The following is a 16,191-nucleotide window of genomic DNA, read 5'->3' on the forward strand; positions in this document are numbered from 1 at the left end:
GAAATGAAGGTTTAATAACATGAAAAAGCCATACAAAAATCAATTTGATAAAAAGCGTCGCGACCTGCTTAAGTTGTTTGCAGGCGCTGGCGTAACACAGGGCTTACTGCGCGCTTCTCCATTGGTTGCCGGTATGATGCTGGCGCGTCAAGCGGAAGCGCAAACAGGTCCAAGCCGTGTAGTTTGCGTATACACGCCAGATGGTGCGATCCCAGATCGTTGGCATCCAAATGCCAATCTTACGTCGTTTGGTGCTATGTCTCAGCCATACCAAAGTGTGCGTGAGCACTGTAACTTTCTTAGTGGCGTAACCGTTGCTGATGGTGGTCACGGTATGATGCCCCGCATCCTAAATAACAGCTGGGGTGGCGATAGCTTTGATGTGAATATGGGTAAAACCATAGGCGCAAATAACCCGTTCAAATATTTGTCGCTTGGTGTTCATGGTAACGGTCAAGGGGTTATAACCCGCGACGCCGGTGCTGAAGTAACATTCCAAGACAACCCGTTTAACGCTTTCAGTACTATATTTGGTAATGGTGGCGGCAACGGTGGTGGCGGTGGCGGCGGTAATGCTAAAGGCAGCGTTATCGACGCGCATAAAGATGCGCTTTCGGCTCTTACTAATAAGTTGGGCAGCTACGAGCGTCAGCGCTTAGACTCGCATTTAACTTCTATTGAAGAAATTGAGGCGCGTTTAAATGCGGCGAACAATAGCAATCCTGGTTCTTGTGCGGCTCCGTCTACACCAAATCAGTTCCCATTGCAGTACGCAACGTTTGATGAGCAAGTTGAATTGCAAATCGACATTATTGTTGCAGCGTTACAGTGTAACCTCACGTCTTCAGTTACTTTGGCATTGGGTAACCACCAAGGTGAATTTACTTTGCCGGGTCTAAATTGGACTGATATTTATCACGGTTCAATTCATGGTGGTAACTCAGATACTTACACCGAAACGCGTACCAAGTTAAGTACTTATTCTGTGCGACTCATCGAGCGCTTAAGAGATGCGGGCTTAATTGACTCTACAATTGTGCTGAACGTTACCGATATGGGCGACGGTAATGCGCATGGCGTAGCGAACGCGCCGTTTGTTGTTTCTGGCGGCGGTAATGCAATTCGTCGTGGCGTTGCAACCAATACTGGTGGTAACCAATACGATATTATTCATACTATCGCGCAAGTGTTAGGCGCAGATCAGCATCCAGCGTATCAAGGTTATTCCAACAATACGCTTTCTGGTATTGCTACCTAAAGCTCCAATCTGTGTGCGCCTACGTTTTTGTAGGCGCATTACAGTTTTTTACGCTTTTTCTGAGTTGAATAAACTCGTTCGTTTAGATAAAAGACGTGTCTATGTTGAATCCTTCCTTAAAGAAAATTTTATGTGGTTTGGTGTGCGTATCTGTTGGCTTAACTGCGGCTTGTGGTAAAAAAGACGCCGAGTTAAAAACAGATGAACATGCAGTTGCAGGTAAACCTGCTGTAAGCAAGCCAAAATTAAACGATACAGGTATTACATGGGGTGGAAATTACCCTGCTGATATAAACGAAGATTGCTCTGCAACAATCCTGAGCGAAAAATTAGCAGAGGGAGAGGTGCTAGAGGGTGACATCTTAGCTGCGCAAGATTGCGCGCAAGGTGCAGATGCTAAGGCGCAAAAAAATGACGATGGTTTTGCTGCGTTTAGTTATCAAAAGATTTCGCAAAGTGGCGAGCAGTTACCTGCCGACGCGGAGCAGTGGCGCTGTGTAAGCGACACAATTACAGGTTTGATGTGGGAAATAAAAGAGCCTGCAGATGAAATATACGGCAATGCCGGGCTGCATGATGCCGATGATTTATTCATGTGGTATTACGGTGATGTAACCGCAAATGGCGGCGCCGTAGGAAACTGGAACAGCGAGTATAATCAGTGCGCGGGCTATGTTGCTGGGCAGCCTGCTACATATTGTAATGTTTCGGAATTCGTTAGCCGAGTAAATGAAGCGAGTTTGTGTGGCAGTAAAGATTGGCGAGTGCCAACCCGTGCAGAACTTGAAAGCTTAGTGCATTACGGTACTACGCGTCCTGCGGTGGATGTGAATTATTTCCCAGATACCGTAAACGATTATTACTGGAGTATATCGCCTGTGATTGGAAGTAAAGACACTGCATGGGCGATAAGTTTTCAGTTTGGTTTCTCTGCGCCATTGCGCCGAGACAACCCGCGTACAGTGCGCTTGGTGCGAAACGCTAATTAAGCGCGAGGCAGGGCTGGCTTAATTACTTTAAGCAAACTAATTGTTTATTGAGTACTAAAACAAATGACTAATTTAAAAAATATATCGGCTGTATTTGTTTGCAGTATTTTGTGTTCGCTTGCGGCTTTAAGGGTTTCTGCTGAGCAAATCTGCCAAACGGAAAAAATTCAACCGACTGCTCCAGCTAGTCGTTTTGAATCGCTAGGTAATGGTGTAGTGCAAGATACTCAAACCGGGTTGCAATGGGCTGTATGTGTTGAGGGCTTAAGTGGCGATCAATGTGAGCAGGGCGAGGCAGTGAAACTCAATTGGGCCAAGGCTTTATTGCATATTGCAGATGTAAATAAGCGTGGTTTTGCGGGTCATAAAGATTGGCGCCTTGCGAATATCAGAGAGTTAAACACGCTGGTGGAGCTTCAGTGTGCGTCACCATCTATAAACAGTGAAGTGTTCCCCGCAACCCCCGCCGGTCATGTTTGGACATCTTCCCCTTACCACTTCTATACCCACTACTCATGGTTTGTGGACTTTGCTAGTGGCTCATATACATACGACGAGCGTATCCAGCCTAAGCTAATCCGTTTAGTGCGCTCGTCGAACTAACAAGTTGGCTATCAGTTAGCGAGTTGTTATTTGCGGCGGCTTATAGTCGCCAGGCCTATTTTGAAACTGTTACATCCTCTGTAAATTCCAGCTAGAATGTGGTTTGTTCTGGTTGGAGTTACCATATGATTAATCATTTTAATGTTTCTGTAGCCCCCTTTGGCTCGTTGCCAGATGGTGGAAATGTATCTCGATATGAGCTTTCTAACCCTTCGGGTATGCGTGTGGGTATCTTGGATTTTGGCGGTATTATTCAGTCAATTGAGGTGTCCGACCGCGCAGGTAAATACGCTGATGTTGCGCTTGGCTTTAGCCATTTGGAGCCGTATCTAGAAAAAAGCCCCTATATAGGTGCCTTAGTTGGCCGTTACGCAAACCGTATTGCCGGTGGTAAATTTTCTTTGCAGGGAAAGCAGTATGAGCTTGCGATAAATAACGGGCCGAACCATTTACACGGCGGTGAGCAGGGGTTTGATAAGCGCCTCTGGCAGGCGAGAGCGGAATCCATCGATGATGCCGCTGTATTGGTGTTGAGTTTGGTAAGTGCCGATGGCGATCAAGGCTACCCTGGTGAGGTTGCCGTAGAGGTTACCTATAGTTTGCATGCAGATAACTCCTTGGCAATGGCTATAAAAGCCAAAACGGATGCGCCAACGCTGTTGAATATGACCCAGCACAGCTACTTTAATCTAAGTGGCGAGCCTGATGTACTTAACCACGAAGTGCAAATCTTCGCCGACAGATATACCCCTGTGAATAGCGATTTAATACCCACTGGTGAATTAGCGCCGGTAGCTGATACGCCCCTCGATTTTACGTCGCCTGTTAAAATAGGTGCGCGCATCGAAAGCGACCATCCGCAGCTGCAATTTGGCGCGGGTTACGATCACAACTATGTGTTGAATAAAGCGCGCCCAGAAGAGCTAAGCCTGGCAGCTTGTGCATATAGTGAGGAAACCGGCCGAAAGCTAGAGCTATACACCACCGAGCCTGGGTTGCAGTTTTATAGCGGTAATTTTTTAGATGGTGAGCTTGAGGGCAAAAATGGTGTTATTGCGCGTAGGTCGGGCTTTTGTTTGGAGCCTCAACACTTTCCCGATTCGCCCAATCAAGCGCATTTCCCTAGTGTGGAGCTGAACCCAGGGCAAGAGTACACATCGCAGACAATTTTTAAGTTTTCGTTAGTTTAAAGCTCGCCGCTACTCAGTTTGCTTTCGTCTTTTCTATCGAGTTCTCCAATATCAAGAACTGGCGCGGCGTCGATATCTTCGGCGTCCATCATCACTCCTACGCGCTGTAGCGAGGCCAGAATCATATTTTGCTCCCATACTTCTAGTTTCAAAAAGCGGTCGACAAACTGTTCCTGTAAAGCCGTTGGGGCTGTTTTTAGAATTTCAGAAGCATCATCGGTTAGGTAAACATGTACTTTGCGTTTATCTACAGATGATCGTACTCGGGTAACCAAATGCCGGCGCTCTAACCTATCAATAATAGTCGTAACAGTTGCTTGGCTTAAATTTATTTGCGTAGCCAAAGCGCCAACAGTCATATCTGTCCCTTCTTTCAAGGCTTGCAGCAACAGCAGCTGCGGCGCGGTGAGCCCCGAAGTTTTTACTAGCTTCTTGGAGTGAATGTCGGCTGCGCGAATGAGGCGTCGCAGTGCAACTAGCACGGCTTGAATGTTATCCATAGGTGTTTCGATCTGTGTTTTTACTGGTTTGATGAGCTTTTATCGCGGTATTGGATCATAAAGTCCAATAGCTCACCACACATTATTCACGAAAATTGTTTGTAAGCTAATTTTCTTACGGATGTTGTTTTGTGCGCCATTGAACCGTTGAGGCATTATTTGTGAGACAGGTCGCAAATTGATCGGTTGTTGGCGTCAAAAGTAATTTAGTCGTAAATATTATACATGTAAAGGTGTGTTATAGAGCTATTAATGTATCGTGTTCTATCTATAGTTTTTAGTGGTTTTCGCGCTATTGTGGGGCGTAATCGCTGTAAAGATTAAATAATGCGCTAATTTGATCGTTATTTGGTGCTGTGTTAGTATGTCTGCCGTGTTTATTACATAGGGTTCTAAATATTACAGATGGATAGTATTAACGCCGCGCTTGATACGTCAGGTTCGGCGAAAAAATTGACGATTCGAAAGCCCAGTTCGCTGGATGGAATGGCACTTAATCAACTCGTAAGCGAGTGCCCCCCCCTTGATCCCAACTCTGCCTACTGCAACTTGTTGCAATGTCATCACTTTAATGAAACGGCCGCCGCCGCCTTCGAAGGCGAGAAAATGGTGGGTTTTATTTCTGGATATATTCTGCCCGCTGCACCCAATACTCTTTTCGTATGGCAAATAGCTGTTCACTCCTCCGCTAGGGGCTGTGGTTTGGCTGGTCGTATGCTCGAAGCAATTCTTGAGCGCGAAGCGCTGGCAGGCGTCTCCTTTATCCAAACGACTATTAGCCCCGGAAACGAAGCCTCGCAGGCTGTATTCCGCAAGTTGGCAAATAAACGCGATACGCATATTCGCAGTGAAATGCTATTTGGCAAAGATACTCATTTTAATGGCGCGCACGACGACGAGCTTTTGTTTACCGTCGGCCCGTTTTAGTTAGGCAGCTTAAGTGTTCGAGCTGTGTAGTGAAAAATTAATTCAAATTCAATTTAATCCAACCAACTTATCGAATTTATTAGGAGTTTGTGATGGAAAACATATTTAAAGATTTAGAATCAAACGTACAAAGTTATGCGCTGTCTTTCCCAGTGATTTTTAACCGCGCTAAAAACGAAGAGTTATTCGACACAGAGGGTAACGCTTATATCGACTTTTTAGCAGGTGCAGGTTCTTTGAACTACGGCCATAACAACGATGTTATTAAAAAAGCATTAGTCGAATACATTATGGAAGATGGTGTTACCCACGGCTTAGATATGCATACCAAAGCTAAAGCGGAATTTATGGATTCGTTTAACACCCATATTTTGCAGCCGCGTGAGCTAGATTACACCATGCAGTTCACTGGGCCTACAGGCGCGAATGCGGTAGAGGCTGCTTTAAAACTCGCACGCAAAGTAAAAGGGCGCACAAACGTTGTTTCTTTTACTAACGGCTTCCACGGTGTAACAGCAGGCGCTGTTGCTGCTACAGGTAACCAGCATCATCGCGATGGAACCGGGGTGCCTTTAGCTAACGTTTCGCGTATGCCGTTTTGCGGTTACCACGGTCAAAATGTAGACACTATTAAAATGATCGACAAATTAATTGGTGATCCATCTAGTGGTGTTGATGCACCTGCTGCTGCCATTGTAGAAGTTGTACAGGGCGAAGGTGGTTTAAACGTTGCGCAAGATGAATGGTTACGCCAATTAGAAAAGTTGTGTCGCAAGCACGACATGCTGTTAATTGTGGATGATATTCAAGCTGGCTGTGGCCGCACCGGTACTTTCTTCAGTTTTGAAAAAGCGGGTATTAAGCCAGATATCATTACTCTTTCTAAATCTTTCAGTGGCTACGGCTTGCCAATGGCCGTTGTGTTGATGTCGCCAGAGCTCGATATTTGGAAGCCAGGCGAGCACAACGGAACCTTCCGCGGTAACAACCACGCATTCGTAACAGCCAAAGCCGCAATTGAGCATTACTGGAAAGATGATAAATTCCAAAACGAAATTGCCGAAAAATCTGCGAAAGTAACCAAGCGCTTAAAGCATATTGCAGATAAATACGGTGTAACAAAGGCGCGCTTGAAAGGGCGTGGTTTAATGCAAGGTATTGATGTTGTTAGTGGCGAAATTGCCGATGAGATTACTACTAAAGCATTCGAAAAAGGCTTAATTATTGAAACCGCCGGTAACTTGAGTCAGGTAATCAAAGTGTTCTGCCCATTAACTATTACTATGGAAAAACTTAACGCAGGCTTGGATATTGTGGAGTCGGCTTTTGCCGAAGTGCTTGGCGACAAATTGCGTAATGTATCGTAATTGATATTGTCATTCATTTTTTCATATTCATCGAACAAAGTTAGGGTATTAGTATGATAGTTAGAACACTGGCCGAAGCGGAAGCTTCAGATAGACGCGTAACGAGTGAAAACTGGGAAAGCGTTAGGCTGTTATTGAAAGACGACAATATGGGTTTTTCGTTTCATATCACCACCATTTTTGAAGGTGCGGATTTCGAAATGCATTATAAAAATCATTTGGAGTCTGTGTTTTGTATGTCTGGTGAGGGTGAAGTCGAAACGCTTGCCGACGGCAAGGTTTACCCAATAAAACCTGGCACCATTTATATTTTAGATAAGCACGACAAGCACGTTTTGCGGGCAACCAAAGAAATGAAAATGGCGTGTGTATTTAACCCTCCTGTTACTGGTAAGGAAGTGCACGATGAAAGTGGCGCTTATCCATTAGAAGCAGAAGCTATTGTTGACTAGTTCTCTCTTTAGTTGAAAGCATAAATTTTAAATAAATAGGAGAAAATGATGTTAACAGTAGAAAAAATTGGCGGCACGTCGATGAGTGATTATCTCACGGTGAGAGATAACGTAGTGCTAGGCCCAAATGGTGAAAACCCAACTACAGGGCGTATTTTGGTTGTGTCTGCATACGGCGGCATGACTGATCAGTTGCTAGAGCATAAAAAATCCGGCAAAGCGGGCGTTTTCGCCTACTTTAGCTCAGATGAAGATGCTGGTTCATGGCGCGAGGCTTTGAACAATGTGCGTCAGAATATGTTTCAAAAAAACGCAGAGTTATTTAACAGTGCCGATGCAATCTCGAAAGCCAACGTATTTATTGGTGAGCGATTAGATACCGCTGAGCGATGCCTAGAAGATTTGCAGCGCTTGTGTGGCCATGGTCACTTTTCTCTAGAAGCGCACCTTTCTACAGTACGTGAAATGCTTGCCAGTTTGGGCGAAGCGCACAGTGCTAGAAATATGGCCGAGTTGTTAAAAGAAGAGGGCGTTAACGCGCGTTTCGTCGACTTAACGGGTTGGAATGCAGATAAAAGTTTAGGTATGGATGAGCACATCTTAGAGCAATTTAAAGATGTGGATTTAGGTAATGAGCTACCCGTTGTAACGGGCTACGCCCACTGCGAAAGCGGCATTATGTCTACTTTCGATCGCGGCTACAGCGAAATGACCTTTAGCCGAATTGCGGTGTTGGTTCAGGCAGATGAAGCGCTTATTCATAAAGAATATCATTTGAGTAGCGCCGACCCTAAAGTTGTTGGTGTAGATGCCGCAGTACCCATTGGTAGAACTAATTACGATGTTGCCGATCAGCTTGCTAACTTGGGGATGGAAGCTATTCACCCTAAAGCAGCGAAAGGTTTGCGCCAGTCCAATATTCCATTGCGAGTAAAAAACACATTTGAACCCGATCATAACGGTACCCTAATTACTACCGATTATGTAAGCGAAAAGCCCTGTGTGGAAATTATCGCCGGCAAGCAGGCTGTGTATGCAGTGGAATGCTTTAATCAAGATATGGTAGGTGATTTGCTTAATTTTGAGCAAAAAATCATGCAGATTTGTCAGCGTTTTCGTTGTACCCATGTAACCAAAGATGTAAATGCGAATACGGTTACCCACTATTTATCGTCGAACATGAAGAAAATAAAGCGCGTACAGCGCGAGCTTGAAGAAATGTTCCCCGAATCTGAAATCAATGTTAAAAAAGTAAGCATCGTTTCAGCTATTGGTAGCGATATGCAAGTGCCTGGTATTTTAGCTAAAACGGTTGGTGCCTTAGCGGATGCAGGTATTAGTGTGTTGGCGGTGCATCAGTCTATGCGCCAAGTGGATATGCAATTTATTGTTGAAGAAGCAGCCTACGAGGCCGCGGTTAGAGCACTGCATAAGTGTTTAGTAGAAGTGCATGATCACGGAATCGCTATATGTGCAGCATAAAAAAAACGTTGTTTGGTTTATCCCAATGCTTACTATTTGTGGCGTTGGGGTGTTTAGCTTTTTCGCATAATGCACTTGCGCAAGCGGATGCGACAGAGCAGGCCAGCAAAGATGCTCAGGCAAAAGGTGTAGTAGAGGCTCTAGATGAGCCACTCTACAACCCTTTTGTTGAGCGCTATGTGTTAGATGAAATAAAACAATTGCGCGTGGAGATGGCTGCCCAGCGAATTGAATTCACCAAAGAGTTAGTTGGCCGGGAGATGTCTGCAGTAGATAAAGCGCTGGGCTACTCCAATACAACGGTTACTTACTTCTTTTATTTAATCGCAGCCGTGAGCTCCGTATTGGTGTTAATTGGTTGGACGTCTATACGTGACCTAAAAGAAAAAATGCAAGGTCATGCAGATGAAGAGATCTCAAAGTTAATCACGACTTATGAGCGCAGGCTGCGGTCCATTGAAGCGCAACTGACCAAAAAGACACAGCATATTGATGAAAACCGACAAGAGATTGAGCGCACGCAAGAGATTCATGCATTGTGGTTGCGCGCAGGGCAAGAAAGTAACTTGCAAAGCAAAGTAACTCTCTACGATGAAATTTTGCAATTACGTCCAACCGATGCCGAAGCGTTAACTTATAAGGCCGATGCAGTGCTCGATATGGGTGAACCGCAATGGGCGATTAATTTGTGTAGGCAGGCGCTTGGCGAAGAGCCTAAATATGCTCACGCCCTGTATCAACTGGCGTGTGCGAATGTGATGTTAGAAAACTTTGACGAAGCGATTAAATATTTGCGCGAAGCGCTTGAGCAAGCAGATAGTTATCGCGAAGAAATGGCTAGCGACCCAATGCTCGAGCCACTCAAAGACCTGCCTGAATACCGTGCCTTGGTTGAACACCATTAATAACGAATACCCCGCATAATAATTGAGTTCTTTCCATGCTATTAGCTAGCTTCATTGCATTTCTTTTAATGTTTGCCTGTATAGGGCTAGCTTCTGCGCGTGTGAGTAAAGGTTCGGTAGGGGATTATTATTTGGCGAGCCGCTCCGTTAAGGCATGGCTAGTGGGTTTGTCTGCCGTGGCAACCAATAACAGCGGTTATATGTTTATTGGCGTTATCGGCTACACCTATGTCGAGGGGCTGGCTTCGGTATGGTTGATGACTGGCTGGTTAGTGGGTGATTTTGTTGGCTCTACGTTTGCGCATAATCGCTTGCGCGGTGCAGCTAAAGCAAATGGCGATGTGAGTTATATTTCTGTACTAAACAATTGGAATGGTCAGGGCGCACCGTATTTGCAACGGTTAATGGGCCTATTGGCGCTAACATTCTTGTTGGCGTACGCGAGCGCGCAGCTTGTGGCGGGTAGTAAGGCGCTGTTCGTGCTATTGGATTGGCCAACCTATCTGGGTGCTACTGTTGGTGCGGTAATCATTATGGGCTACTGCCTTGCAGGTGGAATACGCGCTTCTATTTGGACCGATGCTGCGCAGTCTTTTGTAATGATTCTGGCTATGTCGATCTTGTTAGTCGTTGCTGTTGCAAGCGTAGGCGGCGTCGGGGATGCAATTGCCAAGATGGATGCGATACCTTACTACCTTTCGGTTATGCCGCAGGATTTGGCTGTGCCAGGGTGGGGCGGCTTGGGTTTATTTGTGCTGGGTTGGTTTGTTGCAGGCCTGTCGGTAATTGGGCAGCCGCATATTATGGTTCGCTTTATGGCGCTAGAGGATACTCGTCGCTATAACGTTGCTCGCTGCTGGTATTATTCTTGGTTCACTATTTTTTATTGCATGGCAACTGCGGTAGGTATGCTTGCTCGTATTTTGTTACCCGATGTCGATGCGTTTGATGCGGAGCTTGCACTGCCAACGCTCGCGTTAAAAATGCTGCCTACGGTTTTGGTCGGCCTGATCTTGGCTGGTATCTTTGCTGCGACAATGTCGACAGCCGACTCTTTGGTGCTAAGTTGTTCCAGTACTTTAAGTCACGATATTTTCCCCGCTTCAGACAAGTTCACGCCAAAACAAAAGCTTATTATCGCGAAGTTGGCAACGGTGACCATTGCTGTTGCTGCACTCGTGTGGGCATTAACGAATAAGCAGTCTGTATTTGGCTTGGTGCTTATGGCATGGTCTACGCTAGGCTCTGCGTTTGCACCCTTATTAATTGTGTTAGCGTTTGGTGCAAAACCGCTTGCATCTACCCGTGCTGCGATGATCGCCAGTGGTGTTGCGGCATGCCTGCTATGGCGTTATTTTGGTTTGCAAGGGGCTATATTTGAAGGTGTGGCGGGTATTTCTGCGGCGCTAATTATATTTTTAGTTCATACCTATATTATTCGGCGCGCAGCCGCTAAAGCTGCTTGATGTGCTTCGCGATTTTTCTATTCCATGCAGTGTTGCAAGCACGCTACTAGGTTATGGCCAATTGGCCACGGCTTTGAGGCGGCAGGCTTAACTGCTTAGCTGCGCCGCGTTTTCCTTTCTATCTACTCCTCTCTTTGTTCGGAACCATTCATAGCTACTGAATTGGCATTGCGCCGTGTAGTTTAGGTATATACATTTCATGCGCTCTTTTTTGGGGATAGTTGCGATGTTAAATTTGGCGGTACAGCTTATTCTCGGTGGGTTGGCACAGCAACGTTCGTGCGCCAAAAAGCGATAGATGAAGGCCACTATTTCGTTCATGAGCTAAGTAGCATTAAGGAACGTGATTTAAGCGCCCCTATTTTAGCTAAAACAAGGGTATCATTAGCTTCATCGTCTCAATAAAGCGTTGAAATATCCTTATTGCTTGCGGAATGTTGCAAGGGCGCGAGATGCAAGGCTAGGCGCAAGGTGGCGCAATAATGCGATTGCATGATATTGGGTTATCTTTAATTTTTGGTGTTGCTATGGCAGCAGCTAGTTTTATGTGTAGTGAAATGTATGTGCACAATAAGTTGGTTATACGATCATAACGGCTACCACATTTTCTTTAATAGAGATGAGCAGCGTACACGAGAGAAAGCGCAGCAGCCAAAGGTGCATAATGTAGCGGGGTGCAAAGCAATTTATCCTGTGGATGCTAAAGCGGGTGGAACTTGGATTGCGGCAAACGAATACGGGTTAACATTTGCGCTGTTGAACTATTATCAGGCACCTATAGATACCGATGCAAAACATTCGCGTGGGTTGATAATTCCTTCGCTGTTACCTGCTAAAAACGTTGCCGAAGCGCACGATATATTAAAGCGTGTTAATTTGAAGGGGTTTGGTCCGTTTAGCTTGTTATGTTTTTCACCGCAGGCTGCGGGCGGTGAAAAGTTTTCCGATGCGAATCGGCGTGTGCCTCTATTGCGTTGGAATGGCATTAAGCTAGAAAAGGTCATGCAGGCTAGCCCGCTTATTTCGTCTGCGGTTGATTACGAGAACGTCAACGCTGTGCGCAGTGAGTTGTATAGAAATATTTTTCGTGAAAAAACGGCATTACAGCCGATGGATTTCTATCGCTACCATGCCACCCACACACCTGCGAGGGGTCACTTATCTGTTTGTATGCATCGAGAAGATGCGCGCACAGTCAGTTTTTCTCATGTGGCGGTAGGGCATCACGTAGTTGCTTTTACTTATCTAGATAGCGCGCCGTGTTGCAGCGTCAGTGATGGTGTAGAACAGGGTAGAAACCTAAATACAGCCACGCTTATACGCAAAGCTGTAACCGAGACCAGCTTTGCGTAGTGCTTTGAGCGCGGTTAGCTAGACGCTATAGCGCCCTTTGCTAGGCCCTCATAGGCTTTTACGGTAAAGCTGTCGGCAGGGTTTTGTTGCTTGAGCGTATTGGCAATATGTTGGGCAATAAACTCTACGGTTGTATCTGTATCTATCATATACACGCATGCGCTAGGCAGCTTTAATGAAAACTCGCCCTGCTGCGCCGTATACACAAATGCCGTGTGTTCACCCTGCGTGCTGACTACATCTTCTTCTGTACCAATATAAATGTCCGCCCATAAATCTGCCCAAGCGCTCATATCTGGTAGTGATAGCTCGCCATTGCGCCAAATTTCTATTTTGGATCGGTGGCCGTGTGCAATGCGTTGGCAGTTGCCGCCGTGCTTTTTCAAGCCGTGGCTGTAGTGATAAAACGGTGTGGTAATAACTTCTGGGGTAAAGGTTAGGCTTAGCTTGTTTACGCTTTGGGGGAACAGGGGTTGAAGTTGCGTAATGGCCCACTGGGCGACAGATTCGGGGGTAATGGATTCTGCCGTAACGCGTGCAATGGCTTGCTCTGGGCAGTCAGTGCTGAGGGTCCCTTTGCTGCTAATTGGCCAGCTTAAACTTGCTCTGTCTGCTGGCGGGTTAATAGTAAGGGTACTCGCTTGAGTGGGTACAAGTAGGCGGTGATCAATTTCGTTATCCAGCCATTTCCTAAGCATTTTTTTTACAATGCCAAAATCGCACACCATACCTTGCTCGTCGAGGGCGCCGTCGAGCACCACACTAGCAAGCCAAGTTTCGCCTACAACGCCTCGAGTGGGGTGCAGGTAGCTAAAATCTAAGTTGGTCAGGTTATCTACGAATAATTGCATTGGTGTATAGGTGTTCGTTGTTGGGTAAATTGGCGATAAGCGCCTGAAACCGCAAAGCGGGATGTGTAGAATATTCGCTTTGAATGGCAGTAGCCTAAAAGCGACATCATTTTAACGGATATCAACGCGCAAAACAGGTGAATTATGTTCAAGCTAGTTTTTTTTGTCCCAGAGAGCCATGTAGAGGCAGTAAAAGCTGCAGTATTTGAGGCGGGAGCTGGCAAGCTGGGCGATTACGATAGCTGTGCGTGGCAAGTGTTGGGGCAAGGCCAGTTTCGCCCGTTAAGCGGCAGCAACCCATTTATTGGTGAGCAAGGGCAAATTGAGCGAGTACCAGAATACCGGGTAGAGATGGTGTGTGAAGAAGCTGCGCTAGAGGGAGCGCTTGGTGCACTATTGCGAGCCCACCCCTACGAGGAGCCCGCTTACGATGTAATCCAGCTTGTGCAGCTTAAACGCTAATAGGAAACGGTACGACCTCTGCCTGTGTTGGATGAGGTTCTGCTTTTTCGCCCAGCAACGCTTGATTAAGCTTATCCATGGATTCATACATCATGCGCGAGATAGCGACGCAGGTACCCATGGGCGAAGAGTGTTTTTGGCGCTCGCAGTCGATTTGAAATTGCAGCCCGCGCAAGCGGCGTTGGAACTCCTCTGGTGCTTTAGATATGAGTGAGTCCACTTGCGACTTGCGCCAGTTTTCTAAGTGCTCAGGGTTGTCTTGAGCGAGTTTGAGTAAGTCGTCAAACTCCAGCCAATTGTCAAACATAGTTAAGTCCCCCGACTTATGTGGGCTATGGCGGGCCCTAAAATGAATAAGTGTTCGCTGGCCAAAGATGTATTTTTGTTTACTGCTTGGGCAAACTTTTATGTGTGGCAGCCAAATCAACGCTTGGTTAAAAAAGATACTATCAAACTTCGATAAGGTATGTGTATAGGCGAACCTAGATCAATTGGTTATAAGTGCGGTTCTCGAGGCGTGGCGCCTAATATTGTTTTTGAATTTGTGAAGTGGGTTACATGATGGGAAGTGAATTGATCAATCAGGCGGCGGTCATGGTGCTGTTGTCAGAGGGGCCCGGGGGTGAGAGGGTATTGCTTACCCGTCGTGCCGAACACCTCAATCAGCATGCGGGCGAAATAGCGTTGCCTGGCGGCAAATGGGAGCCGGCCGACCCAGATTTACTTACCACTGCCTTGCGTGAAACCCATGAAGAGGTGGGGATTCCGCCTTGGAAGGTGGAGGTGCTGGGAACTTTACCCGCGGCTTATACGCGCAGGGGAGTGAAGGTGACGCCGTATATTGGCCGGGTAGCTCACGACGTAGAATTGGTCGCCAACCTCGAAGAGTTGGATGAGATGTTTTGGATTCCCATCGAGTTCTTAAAGCAAGATAAGCGCAAGCGCACCGATCGATATCAGCATTTAGGCCAAGTGTTTTGGGCGCCAGCTTATGTGTACGAACAGCATTTGGTGTGGGGGTTTACGGCAAGGGTTTTGGTGGAGTTGCTGCGAGTGCATTATGGTGTGGTGCTGCAGGCACCGGAAGGTGCCTGTTAACCGCTAAGCTTGAAGGCTAATTTCGAGTACTTTTGCTTTTTCTATTCGTGTTTCTGTAAGCTCGACAATCTCAAAGCGATAATTGCCCACCTCAAAGCTTACTAATGCATCGGGAATACTTTCTAGGTACTCAACAATAATGCCGTTGAGCGTTTTGGGGCCATCGGTGGATAGAGTCCAGCCTAATTGACGATTAATGTCGCGAATAGACGTAGAGCCGTCAATTAAAAACCAGTCATCTTCACATTCGGTAATATCCGGTTCGCTATCTTCTGCAGTATCGGTACTAAAATCGCCTACAATTTCTTCAAGCAAATCCACCAGCGTGGCTATGCCTTGTACCTCGCCATATTCATCTACCACAATAGCGGTGCGTCGCTTTTGTTGTTGAAAGTTCATTAGCTGCGTGGGCAGCGGGGTAGATTCGGGGATAAAATACGGCTCGCTGCAATGCTCGCGAATGGAATCGTGAGTAACGGTTGAGTTGTCGCCTTGAATAAATCGCGCTGCATTGCGCAAGTGCAATACGCCAACCACATTGTTTATGTCGCCCTCAAATACAGGCAAGCGCGTATATTCGGTGGAGCGAATCAACTCCATGATATCTTCAATATCGTCGTCTAGATCAATGCCAATAACTTCATTGCGCGGAATCATAATGTCTTCCACGGTGGCTTTTTCTAGGTCTAATACATTTAACAGCATACCTTGGTGGTGGTCGGGAATAAGTTCACCGGCTTCATCCACAACGGTTCTTAATTCTTCTGGCCGCAAGTGATCAGAAAGTTTGGCTTTTGCTAGGTCTATACCGGCTAGGCGCGCCAAGCCATTGGATATTGCGTTAACCACAAGTACAAACGGGTAAAGTAGCAGCAGCAGCGGCTGAAGCACGTAACTGGCCGGAAATGCAATTCGCTCGGGGAAAATTGCTGCAATTGACTTGGGGGTGACTTCCGCAAAAACCAATAGAATAAGCGTAAGGGCTATGGGGGCTACAACAATAACTGCCCATTCGCTTAGGTAGCGTTCGGCAATTGCGGTGCCAACCATTGCAATAAGAATATTTACAAGGTTGTTGCCAATAAGAATAACGCCTATTAGGCGCTCAGGGCGGGCAAGTAGGTTAGATGCTAGGGTTGCGCCTTTATGCTCTTTTTTTACTAGGTGGCGCAGGCGGTATCGGTTGAGCGATAGCATGCCCGTTTCTGAACTAGAAAAAAAAGCAGAGCAAATGATTAACCCAACTAAAATAACTACAAGTAATTGTGTCGAAACGGCGTCCAATGAG

The 16,191-nt window shown here is 46.3% G+C and carries 17 protein-coding genes; 13 read left to right on the forward strand and 4 right to left on the reverse strand.

The features are described from left to right. Nucleotides 1-19: 19 nt before the first annotated feature. The 4 genes from SDE_RS06230 to SDE_RS06245 all read left to right on the forward strand — a co-directional run bounded on the left by SDE_RS06230 (nt 20) and on the right by SDE_RS06245 (nt 4,040). Complete coding sequence (locus SDE_RS06230) at nt 20-1,258, forward strand: DUF1552 domain-containing protein (RefSeq protein WP_011467666.1); 1,239 nt, start codon at nt 20-22, stop codon at nt 1,256-1,258. A 101-nt stretch (nt 1,259-1,359) separates the two neighbouring features. Continuing rightward, complete coding sequence (locus SDE_RS06235; protein ID WP_011467667.1) at nt 1,360-2,247, forward strand: DUF1566 domain-containing protein; 888 nt, start codon at nt 1,360-1,362, stop codon at nt 2,245-2,247. 63 nt (nt 2,248-2,310) lie between these two features. Further along, nucleotides 2,311-2,850, forward strand: a complete 540-nt coding sequence (locus SDE_RS06240) for a DUF1566 domain-containing protein (protein ID WP_011467668.1) — start codon at nt 2,311-2,313, stop codon at nt 2,848-2,850. A gap of 125 nt (nt 2,851-2,975) precedes the next feature. Beyond that, a complete protein-coding gene (locus tag SDE_RS06245; protein ID WP_011467669.1) occupies nt 2,976-4,040 on the forward strand; it encodes an aldose epimerase family protein in 1,065 nt (354 codons plus the stop codon). On the opposite strand, the gene SDE_RS06250 is transcribed toward SDE_RS06245, so the two are convergent. Continuing rightward, nucleotides 4,037-4,540 carry a MarR family winged helix-turn-helix transcriptional regulator gene (locus SDE_RS06250; protein WP_011467670.1) on the reverse strand — a complete coding sequence of 168 codons (504 nt, stop codon included), beginning with the start codon at nt 4,538-4,540 and terminating at the stop codon, nt 4,037-4,039. The genes SDE_RS06245 and SDE_RS06250 overlap by 4 nt on opposite strands. 453 nt (nt 4,541-4,993) lie before the next feature. Here SDE_RS06250 and ectA point away from each other — a divergent pair, with 453 nt between their 5' ends. The 7 genes from ectA to SDE_RS06285 all read left to right on the forward strand — a co-directional run bounded on the left by ectA (nt 4,994) and on the right by SDE_RS06285 (nt 12,492). Then, the gene (gene ectA, locus SDE_RS06255; RefSeq protein WP_226986473.1) at nt 4,994-5,467 is read left to right on the forward strand and encodes a diaminobutyrate acetyltransferase; all 474 of its coding nucleotides are present in this window, start codon (nt 4,994-4,996) and stop codon (nt 5,465-5,467) included. A gap of 92 nt (nt 5,468-5,559) precedes the next feature. Next, the gene (ectB, locus tag SDE_RS06260; RefSeq protein ID WP_011467672.1) at nt 5,560-6,834 is read left to right on the forward strand and encodes a diaminobutyrate--2-oxoglutarate transaminase; all 1,275 of its coding nucleotides are present in this window, start codon (nt 5,560-5,562) and stop codon (nt 6,832-6,834) included. A 53-nt stretch (nt 6,835-6,887) separates the two neighbouring features. Then, nucleotides 6,888-7,286 (forward strand): ectoine synthase, encoded by a 399-nt coding sequence (locus tag SDE_RS06265; RefSeq protein WP_011467673.1) that lies wholly within the window; start codon nt 6,888-6,890, stop codon nt 7,284-7,286. A gap of 48 nt (nt 7,287-7,334) precedes the next feature. Next, nucleotides 7,335-8,768: an aspartate kinase gene (locus tag SDE_RS06270; RefSeq protein ID WP_011467674.1), complete on the forward strand. Its 1,434-nt coding sequence runs from the start codon at nt 7,335-7,337 to the stop codon at nt 8,766-8,768. Beyond that, nucleotides 8,756-9,673: a TPR end-of-group domain-containing protein gene (locus tag SDE_RS06275; RefSeq protein WP_011467675.1), complete on the forward strand. Its 918-nt coding sequence runs from the start codon at nt 8,756-8,758 to the stop codon at nt 9,671-9,673. The genes SDE_RS06270 and SDE_RS06275 overlap by 13 nt, the downstream gene beginning before the upstream one ends. A gap of 35 nt (nt 9,674-9,708) precedes the next feature. Continuing rightward, complete coding sequence (locus tag SDE_RS06280; protein WP_011467676.1) at nt 9,709-11,139, forward strand: sodium/proline symporter; 1,431 nt, start codon at nt 9,709-9,711, stop codon at nt 11,137-11,139. A gap of 561 nt (nt 11,140-11,700) precedes the next feature. After that, complete coding sequence (locus SDE_RS06285) at nt 11,701-12,492, forward strand: NRDE family protein (protein WP_011467677.1); 792 nt, start codon at nt 11,701-11,703, stop codon at nt 12,490-12,492. A 14-nt stretch (nt 12,493-12,506) separates the two neighbouring features. Here the strand turns inward: SDE_RS06285 and SDE_RS06290 are convergent, their stop codons facing one another. Then, the gene (locus SDE_RS06290) at nt 12,507-13,343 is read right to left on the reverse strand and encodes a 6-pyruvoyl trahydropterin synthase family protein (protein WP_011467678.1); all 837 of its coding nucleotides are present in this window, start codon (nt 13,341-13,343) and stop codon (nt 12,507-12,509) included. Between the two features lie 144 nt (nt 13,344-13,487). Between SDE_RS06290 and SDE_RS06295 the strand changes: the two genes are divergently transcribed. Further along, nucleotides 13,488-13,805: a Nif3-like dinuclear metal center hexameric protein gene (locus SDE_RS06295; RefSeq protein WP_011467679.1), complete on the forward strand. Its 318-nt coding sequence runs from the start codon at nt 13,488-13,490 to the stop codon at nt 13,803-13,805. On the opposite strand, the gene SDE_RS06300 is transcribed toward SDE_RS06295, so the two are convergent. Further along, nucleotides 13,795-14,112, reverse strand: coding sequence for a DUF3135 domain-containing protein (locus tag SDE_RS06300; protein WP_011467680.1), 318 nt, complete (start codon nt 14,110-14,112; stop codon nt 13,795-13,797). The two genes, SDE_RS06295 and SDE_RS06300, sit on opposite strands and share 11 nt — an antisense overlap. Before the next feature lie 251 nt (nt 14,113-14,363). Between SDE_RS06300 and SDE_RS06305 the strand changes: the two genes are divergently transcribed. After that, complete coding sequence (locus SDE_RS06305; RefSeq protein WP_226986475.1) at nt 14,364-14,903, forward strand: NUDIX hydrolase; 540 nt, start codon at nt 14,364-14,366, stop codon at nt 14,901-14,903. A gap of 3 nt (nt 14,904-14,906) precedes the next feature. Here SDE_RS06305 and SDE_RS06310 read toward each other — a convergent pair whose 3' ends face one another. Then, a complete protein-coding gene (locus tag SDE_RS06310) occupies nt 14,907-16,187 on the reverse strand; it encodes an HlyC/CorC family transporter (protein WP_011467682.1) in 1,281 nt (426 codons plus the stop codon). Nucleotides 16,188-16,191 lie beyond the last annotated feature (4 nt).

This window comes from Saccharophagus degradans 2-40, from assembly GCF_000013665.1.
GTDB classification, from domain to species: domain Bacteria; phylum Pseudomonadota; class Gammaproteobacteria; order Pseudomonadales; family Cellvibrionaceae; genus Saccharophagus; species Saccharophagus degradans.